19 protein-coding genes and 1 riboswitch are annotated in these 21618 nt (G+C 35.6%); of the genes, 10 read left to right on the plus strand and 9 right to left on the minus strand.

The window, feature by feature from the left end; all coding sequences use genetic code 11:
* Positions 1-117 precede the first annotated feature (117 nt).
* The 4 genes from gntP to NLJ82_RS01005 all read left to right on the plus strand — a co-directional run bounded on the left by gntP (position 118) and on the right by NLJ82_RS01005 (position 6122).
* Positions 118-1464 (plus strand): gluconate permease GntP, encoded by a 1347-nt coding sequence (gene gntP / locus NLJ82_RS00990; RefSeq protein ID WP_001131723.1) that lies wholly within the window; start codon positions 118-120, stop codon positions 1462-1464.
* A 264-nt stretch (positions 1465-1728) separates the two neighbouring features.
* A complete protein-coding gene (gene gnd / locus NLJ82_RS00995; protein ID WP_000413557.1) occupies positions 1729-3138 on the plus strand; it encodes an NADP-dependent phosphogluconate dehydrogenase in 1410 nt (469 codons plus the stop codon).
* 313 nt (positions 3139-3451) lie between these two features.
* Complete coding sequence (locus NLJ82_RS01000; RefSeq protein WP_000868456.1) at positions 3452-5410, plus strand: S9 family peptidase; 1959 nt, start codon at positions 3452-3454, stop codon at positions 5408-5410.
* A gap of 145 nt (positions 5411-5555) precedes the next feature.
* Positions 5556-6122 carry a DUF4256 domain-containing protein gene (locus NLJ82_RS01005; RefSeq protein WP_000126341.1) on the plus strand — a complete coding sequence of 189 codons (567 nt, stop codon included), beginning with the start codon at positions 5556-5558 and terminating at the stop codon, positions 6120-6122.
* 71 nt (positions 6123-6193) lie between these two features.
* Here the strand turns inward: NLJ82_RS01005 and NLJ82_RS01010 are convergent, their stop codons facing one another.
* The 4 genes from NLJ82_RS01010 to NLJ82_RS01025 form a co-directional block, all read right to left on the minus strand.
* Positions 6194-6700 (minus strand): DoxX family membrane protein, encoded by a 507-nt coding sequence (locus NLJ82_RS01010; RefSeq protein WP_000236339.1) that lies wholly within the window; start codon positions 6698-6700, stop codon positions 6194-6196.
* 240 nt (positions 6701-6940) lie between these two features.
* Positions 6941-7858: a sigma factor regulator N-terminal domain-containing protein gene (locus NLJ82_RS01015; protein WP_000381488.1), complete on the minus strand. Its 918-nt coding sequence runs from the start codon at positions 7856-7858 to the stop codon at positions 6941-6943.
* Positions 7858-8349 carry an RNA polymerase sigma factor gene (locus tag NLJ82_RS01020; RefSeq protein WP_000410111.1) on the minus strand — a complete coding sequence of 164 codons (492 nt, stop codon included), beginning with the start codon at positions 8347-8349 and terminating at the stop codon, positions 7858-7860. The genes NLJ82_RS01015 and NLJ82_RS01020 overlap by 1 nt, the downstream gene beginning before the upstream one ends.
* Positions 8350-8489: 140 nt before the next feature.
* Positions 8490-9791 (minus strand): DUF5068 domain-containing protein, encoded by a 1302-nt coding sequence (locus tag NLJ82_RS01025; protein WP_000038598.1) that lies wholly within the window; start codon positions 9789-9791, stop codon positions 8490-8492.
* Positions 9792-10230: 439 nt separating this feature from the next.
* On the opposite strand from NLJ82_RS01025, the gene NLJ82_RS01030 reads away from it, so the two are divergent.
* Positions 10231-11007: an SDR family oxidoreductase gene (locus NLJ82_RS01030; RefSeq protein ID WP_002170348.1), complete on the plus strand. Its 777-nt coding sequence runs from the start codon at positions 10231-10233 to the stop codon at positions 11005-11007.
* 37 nt (positions 11008-11044) lie between these two features.
* Here NLJ82_RS01030 and NLJ82_RS01035 read toward each other — a convergent pair whose 3' ends face one another.
* From NLJ82_RS01035 to NLJ82_RS01050, 4 genes are all read right to left on the minus strand, one after another.
* On the minus strand, positions 11045-11713 hold the full coding sequence (locus NLJ82_RS01035; RefSeq protein WP_000428874.1) for a methionine ABC transporter permease: 669 nt from the start codon (positions 11711-11713) through the stop codon (positions 11045-11047).
* Positions 11688-12728, minus strand: a complete 1041-nt coding sequence (locus tag NLJ82_RS01040) for a methionine ABC transporter ATP-binding protein (RefSeq protein ID WP_000571351.1) — start codon at positions 12726-12728, stop codon at positions 11688-11690. Before NLJ82_RS01040 ends, NLJ82_RS01035 begins: the two co-directional genes overlap by 26 nt.
* Positions 12729-12740: 12 nt before the next feature.
* Positions 12741-13553, minus strand: coding sequence for a MetQ/NlpA family ABC transporter substrate-binding protein (locus NLJ82_RS01045; RefSeq protein WP_000757003.1), 813 nt, complete (start codon positions 13551-13553; stop codon positions 12741-12743).
* An 86-nt stretch (positions 13554-13639) separates the two neighbouring features.
* Positions 13640-13754: riboswitch (SAM riboswitch) on the minus strand.
* An 81-nt stretch (positions 13755-13835) separates the two neighbouring features.
* Positions 13836-14744: an NAD(P)-dependent alcohol dehydrogenase gene (locus tag NLJ82_RS01050; RefSeq protein WP_000643888.1), complete on the minus strand. Its 909-nt coding sequence runs from the start codon at positions 14742-14744 to the stop codon at positions 13836-13838.
* Between the two features lie 146 nt (positions 14745-14890).
* Between NLJ82_RS01050 and NLJ82_RS01055 the strand changes: the two genes are divergently transcribed.
* The 5 genes from NLJ82_RS01055 (at position 14891) to NLJ82_RS01075 (ending at position 20911) form a co-directional block, all read left to right on the plus strand.
* Positions 14891-15655, plus strand: a complete 765-nt coding sequence (locus NLJ82_RS01055) for a DUF6612 family protein (protein WP_000720045.1) — start codon at positions 14891-14893, stop codon at positions 15653-15655.
* 111 nt (positions 15656-15766) lie between these two features.
* Positions 15767-17203 (plus strand): FAD-binding oxidoreductase, encoded by a 1437-nt coding sequence (locus NLJ82_RS01060; RefSeq protein WP_000715449.1) that lies wholly within the window; start codon positions 15767-15769, stop codon positions 17201-17203.
* Positions 17200-17733, plus strand: a complete 534-nt coding sequence (locus NLJ82_RS01065; protein ID WP_000222369.1) for an MFS transporter — start codon at positions 17200-17202, stop codon at positions 17731-17733. Before NLJ82_RS01060 ends, NLJ82_RS01065 begins: the two co-directional genes overlap by 4 nt.
* Positions 17734-17811: 78 nt before the next feature.
* Entirely contained in the window at positions 17812-19533 is a 1722-nt protein-coding gene (locus NLJ82_RS01070) for a DUF3981 domain-containing protein (RefSeq protein ID WP_000670259.1), read from the plus strand.
* Positions 19534-19699: 166 nt separating this feature from the next.
* The gene (locus NLJ82_RS01075) at positions 19700-20911 is read left to right on the plus strand and encodes a multidrug effflux MFS transporter (protein ID WP_116777230.1); all 1212 of its coding nucleotides are present in this window, start codon (positions 19700-19702) and stop codon (positions 20909-20911) included.
* A gap of 33 nt (positions 20912-20944) precedes the next feature.
* Here NLJ82_RS01075 and NLJ82_RS01080 read toward each other — a convergent pair whose 3' ends face one another.
* Positions 20945-21391, minus strand: coding sequence for a hypothetical protein (locus tag NLJ82_RS01080; protein ID WP_000282866.1), 447 nt, complete (start codon positions 21389-21391; stop codon positions 20945-20947).
* Positions 21392-21618: the final 227 nt, after the last annotated feature.

Genomic DNA, 21618 nt, shown 5'->3' on the forward strand with positions numbered 1-21618 from the left:
CTTTCATCAGTAATCTCCCATGCCTCGCTTCTATCTAAATCTCGAGGTGGTGGGGGCCTTACTGCCCACGAATAGCGGGATCAATACAAATACAGCTAAGATTAGGGGGGAACTACGATGCCATTAGTCATTGTAGCAATTGGGATTTTAGCATTACTTTTACTGATTATGCGCTTTAAATTAAATACCTTTATTTCATTAATCATTGTATCCGTCGGGGTTGCGTTAGCACTTGGAATGCCACCAGAAAAGATTTTTAAAACCATTGAGGCGGGATTAGGCGGAACACTTGGGCACTTAGCACTCGTTTTTGGACTTGGTGCGATGTTAGGTAAGTTGCTTTCAGATTCTGGGGGTGCACAACGCATTGCCATGACCCTTGTGAAAAAATTTGGTGAAAAGAACATTCAATGGGCTGTTGTGACTGCCTCATTTATTATCGGGATTGCATTATTTTTTGAAGTAGGATTAGTATTATTAATCCCGATTGTATTTGCAATTTCAAGAGAATTAAAAGTTTCTATCTTATATCTCGGTATTTCGATGGCAGCTGCTTTATCTGTAACACACGGATTTTTACCACCACACCCAGGACCAACTGCTATCGCTGGTGAATTGCATGCAAACATCGGTGAAGTATTACTTTATGGTTTTATGATAGCGGTTCCAACGGTTGTGTTAGCTGGACCTGTATTTACTAAACTTGCAAAAAAACTAGTACCTGAGGCGTTCACAAAAACCGGTAATATCCAATCATTAGGTGAGCAGAAAGTATTTAAACTTGAAGAAACCCCTGGTTTTGGAATCAGTGTTTTTACCGCTTTACTGCCTGTTCTTTTAATGGCAGTCGCTACAATTATTACTTTGCTGCAAAAAACAATGGGATTCAAAGATAATAGTTTACTAGCAACGATCGAGTTTATTGGGAATGCGGATACTGCCATGTTGATATCCTTACTAGTTGCGATCTATACAATGGGATTGGCAAGAAATATTCCAATCAAAAACGTGATGGAATCTTGTACAACAGCGATCTCGAATATTGGGATGATGCTCTTAATTATTGGTGGAGGCGGCGCTTTCAAACAAGTATTAATTGATGGCGGCGTTGGTAACTATGTAGCCGAATTATTCAAAGGAACTTCCTTATCACCGATCTTGCTCGCATGGATTATCGCTGCCATCTTACGTATTTCATTGGGGTCTGCTACGGTTGCTGCATTAACAACTGTCGGTTTAGTGATTCCGATGTTAGGTCAATCTGATGTTAACCTTGCTTTAGTTGTCCTTGCAACAGGGGCTGGTAGTTTAATTGCTTCACACGTGAACGATGCTGGTTTCTGGATGTTCAAAGAGTACTTTGGTTTAAGCATGAAAGAAACATTTGCAACATGGACTTTACTTGAGACTATCGTTTCTGTAGCCGGATTAGGGTTTACTTTATTATTAAGTTTATTTGTATAGATCTTTCTAAACAGTAAAAGGGATACGGAAGCTGTTTAATGTGATTTTTCATAATTAACCAGTTATTTTTCATGATTGATTAATAAGGATGAAAATTTCTCTTTATTTTTTAACTTGATAGTGATGTGCCGTGTCCCTTTAACCTTTTGCACGAATACTGGCAGAGCCTATTGAAATGAAAAAGTTGGATTATTTGATTAAAGTGTTATTTTAGGTATATATACTATAATACAGAGTAACATACATGGAAAGGAACGATAGAATATGGAAAAGTTACAAATTGGAGTTGTTGGTGTGGGCGTTATGGGAAAAAGCCTCGCACTTAACTTTGAGAGCAAAGGGTATTCTGTTGCCCTATATGATATTTCAAAGGAAAAAGTTGATGAAACCATTGAGGAAAACCGTGGTAAAAACTTAGTTGGTACTCATATAGTTGAAGAGTTTGTTAACTCACTTGAATCACCTAGAAAGATTTTATTAATGGTTAATGCGGGGGAAATTACAGATAAAGCGATTGATTCTCTAGTCCCTCACCTCGATAAAGGTGATATTTTAATTGACGGTGGTAATACATACTTTGTCGATACAATTCGCCGAAACAAACGTCTTGCCGAAGAAGGAATCAATTTCATCGGGGCAGGTGTGTCAGGCGGCGAAGAGGGTGCATTGAAGGGACCATCTATTATGCCAGGCGGACAGAAGGATGCATACGAAAAAGTAAAGGATATGCTTGAAAACATCTCTGCAAAAGTGAATAACGAGCCTTGCTGTTCTTATATCGGACCTAATGGGGCAGGACACTATGTAAAGATGGTTCACAATGGTATTGAGTATGGAGATATGCAATTAATTTGTGAAGCATATTTCTTCTTGAAACAAACACTAGATTTGACTGCAGAAGAGTTCCATGAAATATTTGCTGAATGGAATAAAGGTGAACTGAACAGCTATCTAATTGAGATTACAGCCGATATTTTCAAGAAGAAAGATGAAGAAACTGGTAAGCCATTAGTGGATGTTATTCTTGATACTGCAGGACAAAAGGGTACAGGGAAATGGACAAGTCAAAGCGCGCTTGATTTAGGTATCTCTCTGCCTATTATCACGGAATCTGTATTTGCACGTTGCATTTCTGCTTTAAAAGAAGAGCGTGTGAACGCAAGCAAAGTTTTATCTGGCCCTAAAGATAAAACGGCAATTGGAGTTGAAAAAGCCGAATTAATTGAAGCGGTGCGCCAAGCTTTATATATGAGTAAAATTTGTTCTTATGCACAAGGATTCACGCAATTGAAGGCAGCTTCTGAGGAATATGATTGGAACCTTGATTTTGGCAGCATTTCTATGCTTTGGAGAGGCGGATGTATTATCCGTGCTGCCTTTTTACAGAACATTAAAGAGGCTTATGAGACTAACACTGACCTACCGAACCTTTTACTTGATCCATACTTTAAAGAAATTGTAGAGTCATATCAAGGTGGATTACGCCAAATTATCTCAATGGCGGTACAACAGGGCATTCCGATACCTGCATTTTCAGCAGCAATTTCTTATTATGACAGCTATCGTACTGCCAAATTACCTGCAAACTTGTTGCAAGCGCAGCGCGATTATTTTGGAGCGCATACGTATAAACGAGTAGATAAAGAAGGTACATTCCATACAAAATGGATATAAAATAAAAAATGGACTAAGATTAAATTCTTAGTCCATTTTTTATTCCACAATTCGTAGGCTATAAGACTCTCACTGATGGAAGTTCACTTTAAACGAATGTATGAATCAAAATGCGTTTATTTTTCCCATTTAGATAAATACCACATAATCTTTAATTTGAGTGGATAGAACTCTATAGATTAAAGTTTTACTTTATCGGATTCACTTTTATTTATCTGAATTTTCCGTTACTATTTTAAGTATTCGTGAACAATTTCCTTTATTACGACAAAAAAAGACGAGAGATTTATGGACATTACAAGGGGGCATATGGATGAAAGTGAGTGAAAAAACATATTTAAGTATAGAAGAGATTATTTCATTACCAACCTTATCAAGTACCAATATAAGCGATGATGGCAAAAATGTAGCATTTGTTAAGAGGACAGCTAACTGGAAAGACAATACATATAGAAATCATGCATGGATATATGAAAAAGGTAAAGGGCAGAGTTATCCATTAACAAATGGGGATATAGATAGTACATGCCCGTTATGGTCTCCAAATTCTAGGGATATTGCATACCTTAGCCCTGTTGGTAATGGGAAAAATCAAATTTTTGTTAAGTCATTAGATGGTTATGGTGGGGTGCAAATTACTAATGAGGAAGAAGGAATCAGTATATTCAAATGGAATCCTACCGGTAAAGGTTTTTATTATATTACACAGTCAAAAGAATGTGAGGAAATAAAGAAACGTAAGGAGCTATATGGAGATTTTCAACATGTAGGTAAGGAACATCAAAATAATTGTTTATGCTACGTTGAAATAGAAAAAGTGATACAAAATGATAAAGAGGAACGAGAGATTAACGGTGTTTATCAATTAACTGATGGTAAGGATTTTTATATCCATGACTTTGATATTTCAAATGATGGGAAAAAAGTTGTATGTATGGCTACACCAAGCCTAAACGATTATATGAATGGTGATATATATATATTAGATGTTGAAGCTGAGGAACTACAAAAGATGAATGTAGATAGGTTGTTGGGCGGGAGCGTTTGCTTTTCTCCTGAGGGCAACAAAATATGTTACTCAGCAAGCATAAGAGAGAAGGAGTATTATAGAAACCATATACAAGAGAGTACATTAGAGATATATGATATGAATACTGGAGAGGTACTTCAGCCCTTAACAAACTTTGATAGTACGGTTATGCCATTACAGTGGATAGCTAAAGGGATTTTAATTAGATGGCAGGATAAAACGAATTATCGTATTGGGTTACTAGCTGAAGATGGCACTATGGAAGTATTAAGTGACAACGTAGATGGTTTTATAATGGATGCTTCTATAACAAAGGATGGCAATCATATAACCTATAGTAAAGCTATAACAAATGAAACCTTTGAAATCTATTTGGACGATAAAAAAATAACGAATGAAAATAGCTTTTTCGAAGGGAAGCTTAAAAGCAACAGGGAAATCATCTCATGGCAAAGTAGTGATGGTCTTAAAATAGAGGGTGTTTTATCAAGACCAGTAGAGTTTGACTCAAATAAAAAATATCCTTTATTAGTAGTAATTCACGGAGGTCCGGCTTGGGCATCTTTTCCGATATTTTCAGACTGCTTCAATGAGAAATATCCGATTGAACAGTTTGTTGAAAAAGGCTTTATCGTTTTAGAGCCAAACTATAGAGGAAGTTCTGGTTATGGCAATGAATTTTTAAAAGCGAACTACAGAAAACAAGGACTTGCTGATTACGATGATGTTATATCTGGAGTGGATGAACTAGTTGAAAAAGGGATTGTAGATAAAGATAGAGTAGGAGTTATGGGATGGAGTAACGGAGGATATATATCAGCGTTCTGTTCTACATTTAGTAATAGATTTAAAGCGATTTCAGTTGGGGGCGGAATTACGAACTGGAGTACTCATTACGTAAATACAGATATCCCTTATTTTATTAGAATGCATTTAGGAAATACTCCATGGAATGATCCGGATATATATAAGAAAACATCACCAATGACATATATTAAATCAGCCTGTACGCCTACCTTAATCCAACATGGCGAAAAGGATGCAAGAATTCCAGTTACAAATGCATATGAGTTATATGAAGGATTAAGAGATATGGAAGTTGATACAGAACTAATTATATTTAAAGAAATGGCATATAGTTCTGACCAACCAGGAGTTCATGTGGCTATTATGAAGCAGAATTTGATGTGGTTTTCACACTATATACTTGGGGAAAGTATGAAAGATTTTAGAACTATATAATAGATATCCGCGCAGGGATTTTCCGTTGGGTAATCGGGTCAGATTGTTGAAAAAGAGATTCAACAAATTATATAATTTGTTGTAAACTAAACTATTACTGAAGAGATTTAAGTGAGTATAAAGAAACGTAATTCGGAGGACGAATATGACAGCGAATAAAAATGAGTTATCTGTAGAACAACGTGAAGAACTAATAAAAGTATTACAAGCTCGTTTTGAGAAAAACATGAACCGCCATGAAGGTCTTGAATGGGCTAAAGTTGAAGCGAAGATAGAAGCTAATGCTGAAAAATTATGGTCACTTAATGAAATGGAAGTAACAGGCGGTGAGCCGGATGTTGTTGGATATGACAAAGAGAAGGACGAGTATACTTTCTATGATTGTTCAAAGGAGAGTCCTAAAGGTCGTAGAAGCCTTTGTTATGATCTTGAAGCGTTAGAATCAAGAAAGAAGCATAAACCAGAAAATAACGCTATTGATGTGGCAGCCGCTATGGGTATTGAACTATTAACTGAAGAACAATATCGAGAGTTACAACAACTTGGAGATTTTGATATGAAATCATCAAGCTGGGTACAAACACCTTCAGATATTAGAGAACTCGGTGGTGCGCTATTTTGCGATTATCGCTTCGGACATGTTTTCGTGTACCACAATGGAGCAGACTCTTATTATGCTGCCAGAGGTTTTCGTGGCTCGTTAAGAGTTTAAATTTGGAGTAAATAAAAAAGAGCCTATACGCAGGCTCTTTTTCTTATTTATATTTTAAGAGTAAACCGTTACTACGCAGTTTTGCTTAATTTATATGTTCCATGGCTGTTTTTACGGAAAAGTTTTGGGAAAACATAGCCATCTAATCCAATACGTCCGGCGTTCTGTCCTGCAACTAAAATGAACATAGTTAAAATAAGCAGGTTTGGATTTACACTAACAGTTCCGCTTAATAAAAATGAAAGATTCATTATGATTCCGAAAAATGCAGCTGTTTTTGTTAATCCGCCTAAAATTAAACCTAGACCTACTAAAATTTCTCCCCATTGAACTAAAAAGCTAAATAGGTCTGCATTTGGAAGAACAAAGTGTTGAAGGAAATCTGCCCACCAACTTTGTACGGCAGGGTGGTCACCTAATGCTTGAGCAATAGCGCCCTTTAGAAAACCACTTGCGTCAAAAGATTGTCCAAAGACTTTGCCGATTCCAGCAGCGAGCCATGTATATCCTATGTAAAGTCGTAAAAATAATAATATGAAAGCAGCACGTTTATCAGTTCTTAAAAAATTGATAACCATTGAAATCCCTCCAATATTGTATTTACAAGTTTATTATATATCCATTGTGAAAAAATTCACAATGGATATAATGTGAACAAATATATGATTTTTTATTTATAAAAATGCACCTAAAATATTATGAAGTTTATTTTTGAAAATTAAGCAATAAATGAGAGATGGGAGCTATCTATTGTAGCGGATAGCTCCCGTAGTAAACAGTTTTATGTGTATTCTTTAAGTTCATCTGGGCGTTCCTTATTATTTCTCCGGTTTTATATAAGGAACAACTTGTGCAGTAACCCCTACAGAAGCACCGCGAACAAAGTCTTGGTTTTCTAATACCTTAAAGTTTTCCGTTTTCCCAGTTAGCATAACCCCTAAGATTTTCACTTGATCAAATGGTTTGTCCTTGTTTGCTTTTAAAAATTTCTGGATATCTTCGTCATATCCATCGTCATCGTATTGTTTAAGGGAGTCAAAGAACCTTTTGTACGCTTCTTCAGGCTCTTTTTCTGGATCAAATCCGTAAACTTGCATACCGGCAGGACCTTTGCTTTCGTCTTTAATAGGTGAGACCATATATAGCCATACGATATTTAAGTTGTCTGGTATTTTTGTTTGAATTTCTTTTAATGTATAAGGTTGATTGAAAGAGATAGCGACTTCCGCTACATAGTTTTTCATTGTTGAAACGGCACTTAATTCATTTTTGACTCCATTATGATATTCTTTGATAGCCGGATTATAAAATGTAGCAACTTTATTTTTCGTTTGTTTATCATAATTATAAGCCTCTTTACTAGAGCTAGACCAATAAGATCCTGGTATTAACTCGTTGTAATCGATATTAGAGCGAAACCAATCGTAAGAGCTTGTCAGTGTATTCCATCGTACTACGTAACCGTTAATGTTTTTAGAGCGATTAGATACGATATTGCCGCCAAACATAGAAGAATTACTCGTTACTTGAGAATCAATTTGCACATTCGGTTCTGCAATTGCGTTATGTAAAAAGAGATGTTCGTGCAGCTTCGTAGAACTTTTCGCTGCGAAGTAATTGCCAACCTTGTACATTATAGGAATCAGCATGATTACAACGATAATAGAAGTAATAATGATTTTAAGTAACTGTTTCCTTTTAGCTTTTTTTAATGCATCTTTTAAAGAAGTATCCATTAAGTTTTTCCTCCTACTGTAGAATGAATTGTTTTACGTGCACGATGTAATTTTTGTTTAACACTGTTCACTTGAATATCTAGTATTAGGGCAATTTCTTCATATGAAAAATCATAATAATATTTTAAAAAGAAGGCTTCTTTATATTCTAGTTTTATATCTTTTAATAGATAGAAAATCTCATCTTTATTTAAAACAGCATCTAATTCTCGGTCTGTATATTGTAGTTTTGAATAAATCTCTTCAGTTAAATAGATGTTTTGCTGCTCTTTTTTTCTCTTCAAGTCAATGTATTCGTTTAATGCAACCCTAAAAAACCATGGACGTATGTTATTCTCTGTTAGGTCATCTAGCAACGTATATACTTTATAGAAAGTATTTTGAATGATGTCTTCTGCGTCTTCTTTTATAGCCCCTTTCGCTAGTAATAGTTTGAACACTTCCTCCCCTAAATTGATAAGATAGGAGGTCAATATATTTTCTTTTTCCATCATTTTTCCTCCCTATACTTATACAACGGATAGGTAATCATAAATGTATACACTTAAATGAAAGTTTTGTTCTTGATACAAATAGAAAAGGCATATAACAATCATATGTTATATGCCTTTTCTATTATATATTTAGTAATTTATTTAGGTAATGTAAACTTAGCTTTTTTACCTTGTGAAATATCTTTAGCTTCTTTATTTCTCATAGGTCCTAACTCAATCTCAAAGCTTTTGTCTTTCCAAATCTTCTCATACTGCTCTTGATCTAAAATAAATACTTGCAGTAACTCTCCAGATGTTCCCGTTTTGACTGCAGCGTTATAGTCGTAATTTAGTAGCATACCTTCATTAATTGTATATTGTGTACCATCATTCACTCGTAATGTAGAGCTTATAGGAGATAATGAAACGTCTTGAGTATCTTTGTTATCAAGCTTGAATTTCACTGTTAATAGAACAATACCATTTTTGAAATTTGCAAAGCGTGGTGCTTCGACGGAATTTGGTGTGAATTGAGTAAATTGGTATCCGTCTAATGTAACATGAACAGCACCTAATTCTTGGCTGTTATTAATACTTGATTTCTCTTTTAACATTTTTTTATCGCCCATGTTATTAGCTGTAGCTTTATCTTGGTAGAAAGCTTTATCTGTTGCAACCTTTTCAGCACCTTGTTTGTTTAAACTTAATGAAAAGCTTCCAGGGCTTCCAATTGGAGCATCGAATTTTCCTTTATTAGCTTGTGCAGTTGGGACTGAGACTGAGACTGTTGAGAGACTTGAAATTTTTTCTAGATCATCTTTTCCGAATGGATACGCGATATAACCAGAAATAGTTTCTCCTGCTTTTACTAAGTAATCATTCGTTGGAGCAAGCTTAGTTGGTAGCTGATCTTCTTTTGGAATTAAGTCTTTATAGTTACTATATACTTTCTGCGCACCAGTAAATGACATGTCCAATGCTGGCATATAATAAATATCTTTAGCTGAACTATTTTTTACGCTATAGTTCACAAGAATAACTCCGCCCTCTGTTTGACGGTTAAATGGAATGTTAAAGTCCGTATGGAATCCATTTAATTCAACTAATGTATAGCTGTTCATCGATACTGAAACATCTTCAGCTTTATAAACTTGTGGTTCCTTATTTTCAAAAAGAACTTTTGTTTTACCACCTGTTTCTTTTTCCATGTAGGAAATAAGTTTAGAATAATCGCTGGAGCTAGTAGCGGTATTTTCCGTCTTTTTATCTTCAGTTTTCTTGTTTTCGGATTTTTTATCTTCAGGTTTATTTTCTTTCGTCGTATCCGTTTTTTCCGTTTTGCTTTCTTTTGTTGCATTTTCTTTTTGTTCTTTATTTGTCGTATCGCTTTGACCACAGCCGGTTATTACAAAAGCTGCTACGATTACTGCAGAAAATAAAGAAAGTAATTTTTTGGACATGTTTCTTCCCCCTATTTGTTTAAAACTAAACTCTCACATTAGCCCCACATTTTATTATAAGAAAGTTAGTAAATATTTACCAGTATTTTTCCTGATTATTCTCATTATTAAAATATTGTAATATAATAAATTTGATGGAAGTTTGGAATGGAATATTGGTTTTTATTTTTTTATCATTTAAAATATTACATCATATTGGTATGATAAAAATAGAGATATATGGAAAGGAGACAAGGACTCAATATGTGGATGAACTTGTAATGATTCGAAATTAGATAGATGAATTTTTCTCTCATAAGTGGGGGGGTATTTAGCTATCTGTAAATCATGCAAGGACTGCATATTTGGCTTGTGTATCCCCTTTGTAAGGATAGATACCTATGTGGGGAAATTCATATCTCTTATATAAAATATGCGTCCTTTAAAATTGGAGGAGTATATGATGAATCAATTAAAACATAAAGTAGCAGTTGTTACAGGTGTAAGTCGTTTAGATGGTATAGGCGCAGCAATTTGTAAAGAATTAGCTGAAGCAGGATACGATATATTTTTTACGTATTGGACAGAGTATGATAAAGAGATGCCTTGGGGCGTTGATCAAAGTGAACAAATACAATTACAAGAAGAGTTACTAAAAAACGGTGTGAAAGTATCGAGTATGGAGTTAGATTTAACTCAGAATGATGCACCGAAAGAGCTTATAAATAAAGTTACTGAACAACTAGGCTACCCTCATATATTAATTAATAATGCAGCGTATTCTACGAATAATGATTTCTCTAATTTGACTGCTGAAGAATTAGATAAGCACTACATGGTCAATATTCGTGCGACTACATTATTAAGTAGTCAATTTGCCCGAGGGTTTGATAAGAAATCTGGTGGTAGAATTGTGAATATGACTTCGGGACAATTTCAAGGGCCTATGGTTGGAGAACTAGCGTATGCAACAACGAAGGGGGCTATTGATGCTCTTACTAGTTCGTTGTCAGCCGAGGTAGCTCATTTAGGAATAACAGTGAATGCAATTAACCCAGGTCCAACTGATACAGGCTGGATGACTGAAGAGATAAAGCGAGGATTAAAACCGATGTTTCCATTTGGTAGAATTGGTGAACCAAAGGATGCAGCAAGACTTATTAAGTTTTTAGTAAGTGAAGAAGCGGAATGGATTACTGGACAAGTTATTCATTCAGAAGGTGGATTCAAAAGGTAAAAAGAAGGTATCTCACCCTGGTGAGATACCTTCTTTTTTAATCTTTCTTCAATCTTCGCGCAATACCATTCCCTAAAGACTGTAATCCTTGAACGAGGATAATTAAAATAAAGACAGTTGCATACATTACTTCAGGTTCATAGCGTAAATGTCCGAATCGATATGCTAAATCCCCTAGCCCACCAGCGCCTACAAGACCAGCCATTGCTGTTGCGCCGATTAAGCCAATCGTTGCAATTGTTAATCCAAGTACAAGGGAGGGACGAGCTTCTTTCACCATGACGTGCCAAATAATTTTTATAGTAGAAACGCCCATCGCTTGGTAAGCTTCAATCACACCACGATCGACTTCTAATAATGCGGTCTCCATCAATCTTGCGATATAGGGAGCAGTGAAGACGACAAGCGGTACGATAACACCTTGTACACCAATGGATGTTCCCATTAGAAATTTTGTAAAAGGTAGAATGAAGAATAATAGGATGATAAATGGAAGAGAGCGAATGATATTAATAATTGTATTAAGAATTGGATAAATGATTTTGTTTTCTCGCTGTCCACCAGGTCTCGTTAAAACAAGTGTGACACCAAGTGGCAGTGCAATAAGGATCGAGATGAGTAATGAAATAGATGTCATTTGAAAAGTTTGTATGGTCGCCTCCCATATAACTTTACCCCATTCATCCAAAAAGGACTTGTTTTCCATGGTCTGTTCTACCTCCTTCTACGATGATTCCCTGTTCTTGTAAAAATGATAAAGCACGGTTGATTTCATTTTGTTCCCCTTGCATATGGATGATAAGTTTCCCGTATGCTTCATGTTTTAATTGAGTAATATTACCGGATAAAATATTCGGATATACTTGGAATCGTTTTGTAGCGACAGCTAATGCTGGTTCTCCTGAAGAATTTCCTATAAAAGAAAGAGTTACAATTTCACCAGTAGTTTGAAGTTCTTTTTGTACCTCTTCTGGAATTTTCGCTGCAAATGCGCTATTTACAAATTTCTTCGTTGTTACATGTTGTGGGTTTGTAAAAATATCTTTCACAGTTCCGCTTTCAACTACTGCTCCATGTTCCATAACAGCAACTCGGTCGCATATACGCTGGATGACATTCATTTCATGTGTAATTAATAAAATTGTAATCCCGATTTCCTCATTAATCTTTAATAATAGGTCAAGAATAGAATCAGTTGTTTCTGGATCTAAAGCGCTCGTTGCTTCATCACTTAATAACACTTCCGGTTCATGTGATAGTGCACGCGCGATGGCTACACGTTGTTTCTGGCCACCAGAAAGTTCACTTGGATAGGCGTCTTTTCGATTAAAGAGATCGACAATACGTAAATACTTTTCTACCCTTTTTTCAATTTCTACTTTTGGAATGCCAGCAAGGCGTAAAGGTAGTGCGATATTTTCATAGACGGTAACGGTTTTAAGTAAATTGAACCCTTGAAAAATCATCCCGATTTTTTGTCTCGCTTTTGCTAGTTCTTTTGTAGACAGTGTTGTTAAATCTTGCTCGTTTACAATAATATTTCCTGTTGTTGGTTTTTCTAATAAATTTACACAGCGAATTAATGTACTTTTGCCAGCGCCGCTATATCCAATGATTCCAAATACTTCGCCCTTTTTTACTTGGAGGGAAGTAGACTTAAGAGCTTCCACATTCCCCTTTTTTGTTGTAAATACTTTGGATACATTTTTTAATTCAATCATTATTGTCAGCTCCTACCAAGACGGTAAAACAGAACCATCAAATTTTTTATCGATAAATTCTTTTACTTCTTTAGATTGATAAGCTTTCTTTAATTTATTTACAACAGCATCATCTTTATTTTCAGTACGAACAACGACCCAGTTTACATATGGTGAATCTTTTCCTTCGCGGAAGATAGAATCTTTCGCAGGGCTTAATTTTGCACCTAATGCAAAGTTTGTATTAATGGCAGCTGCTTTCACTTCACTTAGTTGTGTTGGTAATTGAGATGCCTCTAATTCAACGATCTTTAAATTTTTTGGATTTTCAATTACATCTTTTGCAGTCGCTTTTTCTGTCGCTTTTGGATCCACTTTTAAAACCCCTGCTTTTTCAAATAGTTTTAAAGCTCGAAGTTCATTCGTTGGATCATTTGGTACAGCAATTGCATCGCCCTCTTTTAATTCTTTTACATCCTTTAAGCTTTTTGAATATACGCCCATAGGGAATGTTACTGTTGAAAATACTTCAGTTAATTTCATATTACGTTCAGCTTTAAATACGTCTAAATATGATTTTGTTTGATAGCTATTTACATCAAGGCTTTTTTCATCGAGGGATACGTTCGGTGCTACATAATCATTAAATACTTTTATATCAATTTCGAGACCGTCTTTCGCTGCTACTTCTTTTACCTTTTCAAAAATTTGTTCATGTGGCCCTCCTGTTACACCGACAGTAATCTTTTTCTCATCTAACGCTTTTACTTCTTTATCTGAACTCCCGCTACATGCGCTTAATAATAATACAGCCCCACTTACAATGCTTAATAATACTTTCTTCATCTATAATTCCCCCTTAAATATACGTTCCAAAATAAAAAGCACCTCTCAAAAATAAGAGAGGTGCCGAATAGACAAAATAGATTCCTCTCTTATCTTCCAAAACGAGAACTCGTTTTGCAGGAATTAGCACCTTAGCTTATACGTTATAAGCTCGGTTGCCGGGCATCATCGGGCCAGTCCCTCCGCCACTCTTGATAAGAGTATGTGTATGTAGTTTTTTTAATATGGTATTAATAGTAAATCTTACAAAAAGAATTGTCAATGTTATTTTCTGAATATATTTTATTTTAAGGTAATCGAAACGTTCCCCTTTTTATGCCCTTTTTCTACATATATATGAGCTTCAGCAATTTCTTCTAATCGGTAAGTTCTATCAATAACAGGCTTTAAATTTTCTGTTTCAGTTAGTTTTTTTAGTAGAAACATATCTTCTTTACTTACCTTTGCCATCATTCCATTAACAGATACATATATTCCATTAGGTGTTAATACTTGTTTACAAAGGGATTTTTTATATTTTCCAACTGCATCAAATATAACATCATAGTATTCCCCCTGCTTAGTAAAATCTTCTTTCGTATAATCGATTACTTTGTCGGCCCCTAAAGATTGCACGAGTTCAAAATTTGAATGACTACAAACAGCTGTAACGGTTGCGCCGAAATATTTAGCAAGTTGTACGGCAGCTGTTCCTACTGATCCAGATGCGCCATATATTAGTACTTGTTGCCCCCTTTTTATACGGGCCTTTCTTAGGAAGTGTAGTGCCGAAGTTGCGCCAAAGGGAATAACTGCTGCTTCCTCATACGTTACATTGGTAGGTTTTAATGCTACTAATCCACTTTCATGTACACATGTATATTCTGCATAACCACCGACATTAAGCTCTGTTAATGCAAAAATTTGATCTCCTTTTTTAAATTGAGTTACATCTGTTCCTATTTCTTCGATTTCGCCGGATAACTCTACACCGAGTATAGGCTTTCTCGGTTTTCTAAAACCTAATATGATTCGCATAGGAATCCAAAATAAGAGAGGGCTATTAAACCCACGTATTCTACAATCTCCAGTCGTTACACTCGTTGCGTGAATCTTGACTAATACTTCGTTCTTTTTAGGTATAGGTTTCTCTATATTTTGAAGCTGAAGAACGTTAGGTGGTCCATACTGTGTGCAAATGATCGCCTTCATAATGACCTCCTGAAATGAGTTGTCGTTATTTACATCATATTTAAACTCTTCATTAAACATGTCGCTATATAGCGAATATAGATTGAAATTTATATAGATTTCATAGGAAAAGAGATGATATTATTTTGGGAAAGGGGGGCGGAATTATGAAAAAAATTATTTTTATTTCAAGTTTAGTGCTTGCAATCAGTCTAGGGGTAGGATGTAGTAATGAGAAAACAGCAAAGACGGATGAGCCGAAAAAAGAATCCGTTCAAAAAGAAAAGGAATTAACGGCGAAAGATGTTTTCAAGAAAACGAATGAAGCTTTTAAAAATGAAGAACATGTAACGATGACATATGGTGTAGGGGTAAAAGCTGAGGGAACAGAGATGGATATATTAAAGGCTAAGATGCAATTAGAGCCAAAGACAAAGAATTCTCGTTCTGAAATGAATATTTCCGGTACAGATGTTGTAGTGTATACTGTGGATGGTAAAGTTGCTGGTGAGGTAAAAAACCCTAATACAGGAGAAGTTATAACCGTACCAGAGGAGCAATTAAACGCTGGTGGAATGAAAGCGACTCAAGATATTATAGATAAATTAGAAGTACCGGAAGTAGTTTTAGATAAAATGAAGCTGGAGAAAAGCGGAGATAAATATAAACTGAAATTTACATTAAAAGGGCAAGAAACAGAAAGTATGTTAACTAGCATGGATGAAACGCAGAAGAAAATGTTACAAGCACAAAATGCGAAGATAGAAGAAGTGGATGCAGAATATATCATTACAAAAGATTTTAAATATGAATCAGCAAAGATAGACATGATTATGAGTAGTAATGGCAAGGATAAAGCACACATTATTACGAACGCAAAATATACGTCGTATGAAAAGTTTGACCCAATACAATTGCCAGCAGCAAAGTAACAGTTTTGATAAGGAGGGACCTAAAATAAGGTCCCTCTTTTTTGTATTCTTTCTTCATAGGAAAATAGGTACAATATAAAGAGGAAAAGATGTAGAAGAGGAGAGTGTCATTTGAAAAAAGGAAAGATAGCGGTGGTCATTGTAGCATATACAGTGTTGCTTGCAACGTCTGTACATACATATAAAAAACAACTCGATCATCCTATTATGAGTGATGTAGGTAAATTGCTTCCGACAAAAATAAAACGTGTTGAAAGTGCTACTGATGAGCAATCGTTAATAAAATTAGTGCAAGATGCGAATGTTTCTGGAGAGAAGATTTCTATTGCTGGTATGCAACATAGTCAGGGCGGGCAGACGTATTATCCACATGGTACGATGCTTGATATGAAAGGGTATAATAAAATATTAGAATTTGATCCAGAGAAGAAGCGCATTACAGTTCAAAGTGGTGTCACGTGGAATGATATTCAGAAGAAAATAAATCCATATGGTCTTGCTGTTCAGGTGATGCAATCTCAAAATATTTTTACGGTTGGTGGTTCATTAAGTGTAAATGTACATGGTCGTGATATTCGTCATGAGGCATTGATTGATACAGTCGAATCATTTCGATTACTAATGGCAGATGGCACTGTACGTAATGTAAGTAGAGAAGAGAATGCGGATTTATTTCCTTACGTCATTGGCGGTTATGGGTTATTTGGTGTCATTTTAGATGTGACTTTAAAGTTAACAAATGATGAATTATATGAAACGCATACGAAAATGCTAGATTATAAAGAATACACGTCTTATTTCAAAGAAAAAGTGAAAAAAGATGCTAATGTTCGTATGCACTTAGCTCGTATTTCTGTTGCTCCAAATTCATTCTTAAGAGAAATGTATGTGACAGATTATACATTGGCACAAAATCAAAATATGAGGGAAGAGTATAGTGAACTAAAAGAAGAAACTATTATAGCAGCGCCGAAATTTTTACTTGGATTATCACGCTATAGTGATTGGGGAAAGAATACGTTTTGGGATATACAAAGAAGTTATTTCGAACGTACAGATGGAAAGTATGAGACGCGAAATAATGTTATGAGGTCAGATAGTGCCTTTATGGAATATGAAAATCCGAATAGGACAGAGGTGTTACAAGAATATTTTGTGCCTATAGATGCTTTCACGGAATACATAGATGATTTACGTAACGTATTAAATGAAGAAGAGTTTAATTTGCTCAATATTACGATTCGTTACGTGGAAAAGAATGAAAATGCAGTTTTATCCTATGCGAAAGGTGATATGTTTGCACTGGTTCTTTTAATTAATCAAGGGCGTTCTGAAAATGAGATAAAGAAAACAGAGGATGTTATTCAGAAGATGATTGATGTTACGTTAAAGCATAACGGTAGTTATTATTTACCGTATTATTCTTATCCAACGAAAGAGCAGTTAAAGAGAGCATATCCTCGTATAGAAGAGTTTCTTCAGAAGAAAAAAGAAGCGGATCCAAAAGAGAGATTTGTGAATTTATTTTATAGGGAGTATACGAAATGACATATAGAAGATTTGTAGCTTCACAAAGCATCATTATGATGGCAGGAAGTATGGTATTTCCTTTTTACATTCTATTGCTTCGGAATGTTGGAAATAGCTTCTCACAGTTTGGCTGGGCATATGGCTTATTTGCCTTAACTTCAGCTCTAGTATATCCGTTAGTTGGAAGAATATCTGATAGAGTAGGTGATAGAAAGTTACTAATTATATACGCCTGGTCTATGGCAATATTAATGCTTTGTTTTCCTATTGCAACAGAAGTATGGCATGTATACATTCTTCAAATTTTAATGGGTATTTTAGGGGCTGTGCAGCGTAATACGGAGAAGACTTCGTTAGCACGAAAAGTTGTACAAGAAAATGCTGGTTATGAGATTGGAAAATATCATGTGTGGACATCGATTGGAGGAGCAGTAGCAATTATTGCAACAGGATATTTAGTAGATTTCTTTACGATCGGCACGATTTTTTATATTGCATCTATCTTATATGTAGTGAGCGGAGTTGTACTAAGTAGTAAAAAAATATAACAATTCCCATTTTTACCTGAATAACCTTTATTTGTTATACTAAAGGGGAAGACAAAAGAAAAGGGGACATTGCCTTTGATGAAATTTTTAATTTTAGCTATTCTCACTTTGTTTTTGATTCCATGGACAAGAAGAAGCGGTAGTAAACTTCGAGCAGTGGATAAGAAAGGGGATGAGAAGGTTGTAAAGGGTAAGAAATCATCTATTTTAGTTATTCCAGTTTTATTTTGGATAGGTATTGCAATCTATGAATATTTTTGGCTAATTGATGATCGAGCAGATTCAATTCTTACTCATTATTCTGTTGCAGTAGCGATTTTAATTGGGCTTGTTTTATTTTCCCAAGATCAAATAGGTAAATTAGAAGGCACGTTAAAAGGACTTCTAATGTTTGTTTTACTTGCAAGTTACGGCTACTTTGGTTATTTGCACGATATAGTAATCTCGCAAAAGAAATATGATTCTGTTGTAAAGGTAGAGAAAGATATTTCAGAGCCATTTACTGAAAATGATCAGCCATTTACAGTGCCGCCAAAGACAGCGGAGAATAAGATGAAAAAAGTATTTGGGGATATTCCGAAAGTAGCTTATTTTGAGCTAGGAGAATTAACGCCACAAATGGTAAATGGCGAGGCTTTATATGTAGCACCGATTGAAGTTTCAGGATTTTTTAAAGCACGTAAAGCTGAGACAATTCCAGGGTACGTCACGATGTCAGGTACGAATCCTGATGCAGAAGCAAAGCTGCACCTTGGTTATAAAATGAAATACGTGCCAAGCATGTTTTTCGGAAATAATTTAGAGCGTGTGGTAAGGAAAGCAGAACCAAATTTAATCTTTAAAGGAAAACCTAAATTTGAAGTGGATGATAAAGGGAAACCGTATTATACAATGACGTACGGTGAATTTATTTCAGGAAGATCTGGATTTGAGGTAGAGGGCGTTGTAGTAGTAGACGCACAAACAGGTGAAGTGAAAAGATACGATAAAGGAAAGGCACCTAAATTTGTTGATGGCGTATTAAATCACGAGACCGCATCTACATTAAATACGTATTTCGGTAAGTACATTCACGGATTTTGGAATACAAAATTCTCGCAAACGGACATGAAGATTCCGACTGAGTGGGGAACGAAAGAAGGAGTTACACCAATCTTCGGTAAGGATGGAACGTTATATTACTTTACTGATTTCACCTCTCCGAAAGAGGGAGTAGATTCTGCACTAGGTTATTCACTTATCGATGCGCGTACAGGTAAGTTGTATTACTATAACGGAAAAGAAGTAAAGGGAATTATGGATGGTTCGGCTGCTTCGGAAGTCGTGGATAATTCCTTTAAGAGAGAGAAATGGCATGGAACGATGCCGGTTATTTATAACGTGTACGGTAAACCTTCTTGGATTGTACCTGTTATTGATGATGGAGGGTTAGTGCGTGCCCATACGGTTATCTATGCTTCTAATGCGAAAATATTTGCAACAGGTTCGACGCAAAAAGAAGCGCTTGAGAATTATAAAAATGCGCTGAGTGGAAGCGGAGATTCATTTAGACCGACTTCAAATGGAAAAGAGGCGCAAAAAGAAGGCGTTGTACAACGTGTATATAAAGAAAAATCAGGTGAAAATACAATTGTTTATGTACTGTTGGAGAACGAACAAAAAGTGTTTATGATACCTGCGAAAAAGTTCCCATATGCTATGTTTACAGAAGTGGGAGATCCAATTCAAATCACATATTTAGATACAGGAGAGGCGATGTCTTCCGTATCTAAATTTACAAATAGTAATTTGAACAAGTAAAGCGATAGAGATTCTATCGCTTTTTTTTACAAAATTAAACAGGAAAATGCGCTATACTTGACGTATGTTTATGTTGTAACTATAATTGTTACGATTTAGTATGTATAGGAAAGGGTGAACGAAAAAAGTGAATGAAGTTAATCAGGAAATATATAAGCCTGTAAAGATGAACAGGTTATGGATGATTCTTGTATTAGGAACACTTACGGCGATTGGACCATTATCTATTGATATGTATTTGCCTTCGTTACCGAAATTAACGGATGACTTGCAAACAGGTGCATCTCTAGCACAGCTTACATTAACAGCTTGTTTGCTTGGGCTTTCAGTAGGACAATTATTTGTTGGCTCAATTAGTGATATTTACGGAAGACGCAAACCTCTTATTATTGCTCTTATTATTTATGTTGCTTCTTCTTTACTTTGTGCTGTTGCACCATCTATTTGGACTTTAGTATTATTACGCTTCCTACAAGGAGCTTCAGGATCAGCCGGAATTGTTATATCACGTGCAATGGTACGTGACATGTATTCAGGTTCTGAAATGACGAAATTCTTCTCACTGCTTATGTTAGTAAACGGAGCAGCACCTATTTTGGCACCGATTATTGGGGGACAATTATTACAGTTTACAACGTGGCGCGGTGTCTTTATCGTTCTCGGAGCAATAAGTGTATTTATGTTAATATCAGCTACTTTCGTATTACGTGAAACATTACCTCCTGAAGAAAGAGAAACAGGCGGTTTGTCAGGGACGTTAGCGACGTACGGAAAACTGTTAAAGGACCGTTTGTTTATGGGATATGCATTGTCACAAGGATTAGTAACGGCGGCAATGTTTGCATACATTTCGGGCTCACCATTTGTGTTGCAGAACATATACGGAGCATCACCACAGCAATTTAGTTTATTCTTTGCAATCAACGGTATCGGTATTATTATTGCGAGTCAGGTTACGGGTCGTTTAGCAGGGAAAGTGAATGAGAAGACATTATTTGTCTCTGGTATTGTTATTGCAGCTGTTGGTGGTTTATCTTTACTACTAACAATCTTATTAGGAATAGGGTTAATTGGTGTTTTATGCTCGTTATTCCTTGTCGTATCAAGTGTTGGGGTTGTCTCAACAACTGGGTTCTCATTAGCGATGAGAAATCAAAAACAAGCTGCAGGAACAGCATCAGCTTTATTAGGCTTATTACAGTTCATTTCAGGAGCGCTTGTTGCACCGCTAGTAGGTATTGGTGGAAGTAATACCGCATTACCGATGGGTGTTGTAATAGCTCTTTGTGAAATTGGTGCGGTACTATGCTATTTATTTATGGCTAGAAGAAGTGAAAAGCAGTTTGAACTGCAAGCAAGACAAAATTTAGAGGCTTAACAAAAAAGAACTGATTCAAAGGGAATATTTGAATCAGTTCTTTTTTTCATTTCTTTCAAATACCTCATACATATTATTCATGATCGTATCATATAAAATAGCAAGTTTATCCCACACCCAGCGATTACTATCAACTTCTTTTTCCCCGCAGTCGATAATATCGGTATGGTCGGTAATTTTATACGCTTTTTTAACGATAATAGGAGCAATTTTCGGTATACGTGGGATTTCTTTTAAGATATCTGCGAAGTTTCCAATGTAGACATGACCGATGATTTCGATTGTTAATGATTTATCTGATATATTTAGCACTGTATGAAATTGATTTGTATGTTGTTGTTTTAAATATTGGGCTAACTTAAATGGAGCATGCTTCTTTTTTAATACGCGGCGAAGGCTCTCTGTATTTTCGATATGAAGTGATTTTTCGCGAATAAGTACACGAATATCTTCTCCCATAAAAGGCATTGTATTGTACATAGATGATTCTCCTTAAAAACTTACATATGTTTGCGTTATGCATATGTAAGTCTAGCATGGTTTGTTCTTTATGTGTGCTTACAGTTTTGTAAGGTGCTGTAGTAAAGCAGTGCAAAAGTTATTTGTATAAAGTGACGATACTGTGACAAACATGTTGGTATATATATTACGATGTCGTCTTAAGTGTAAAAAGTAGGATGTTCTCGGTATAATAACAAGTGGAGATA

Origin of the sequence: Bacillus paranthracis (genome assembly GCF_024296885.1) — a bacterium.
In the GTDB taxonomy this organism is placed as follows: domain Bacteria; phylum Bacillota; class Bacilli; order Bacillales; family Bacillaceae_G; genus Bacillus_A; species Bacillus_A paranthracis.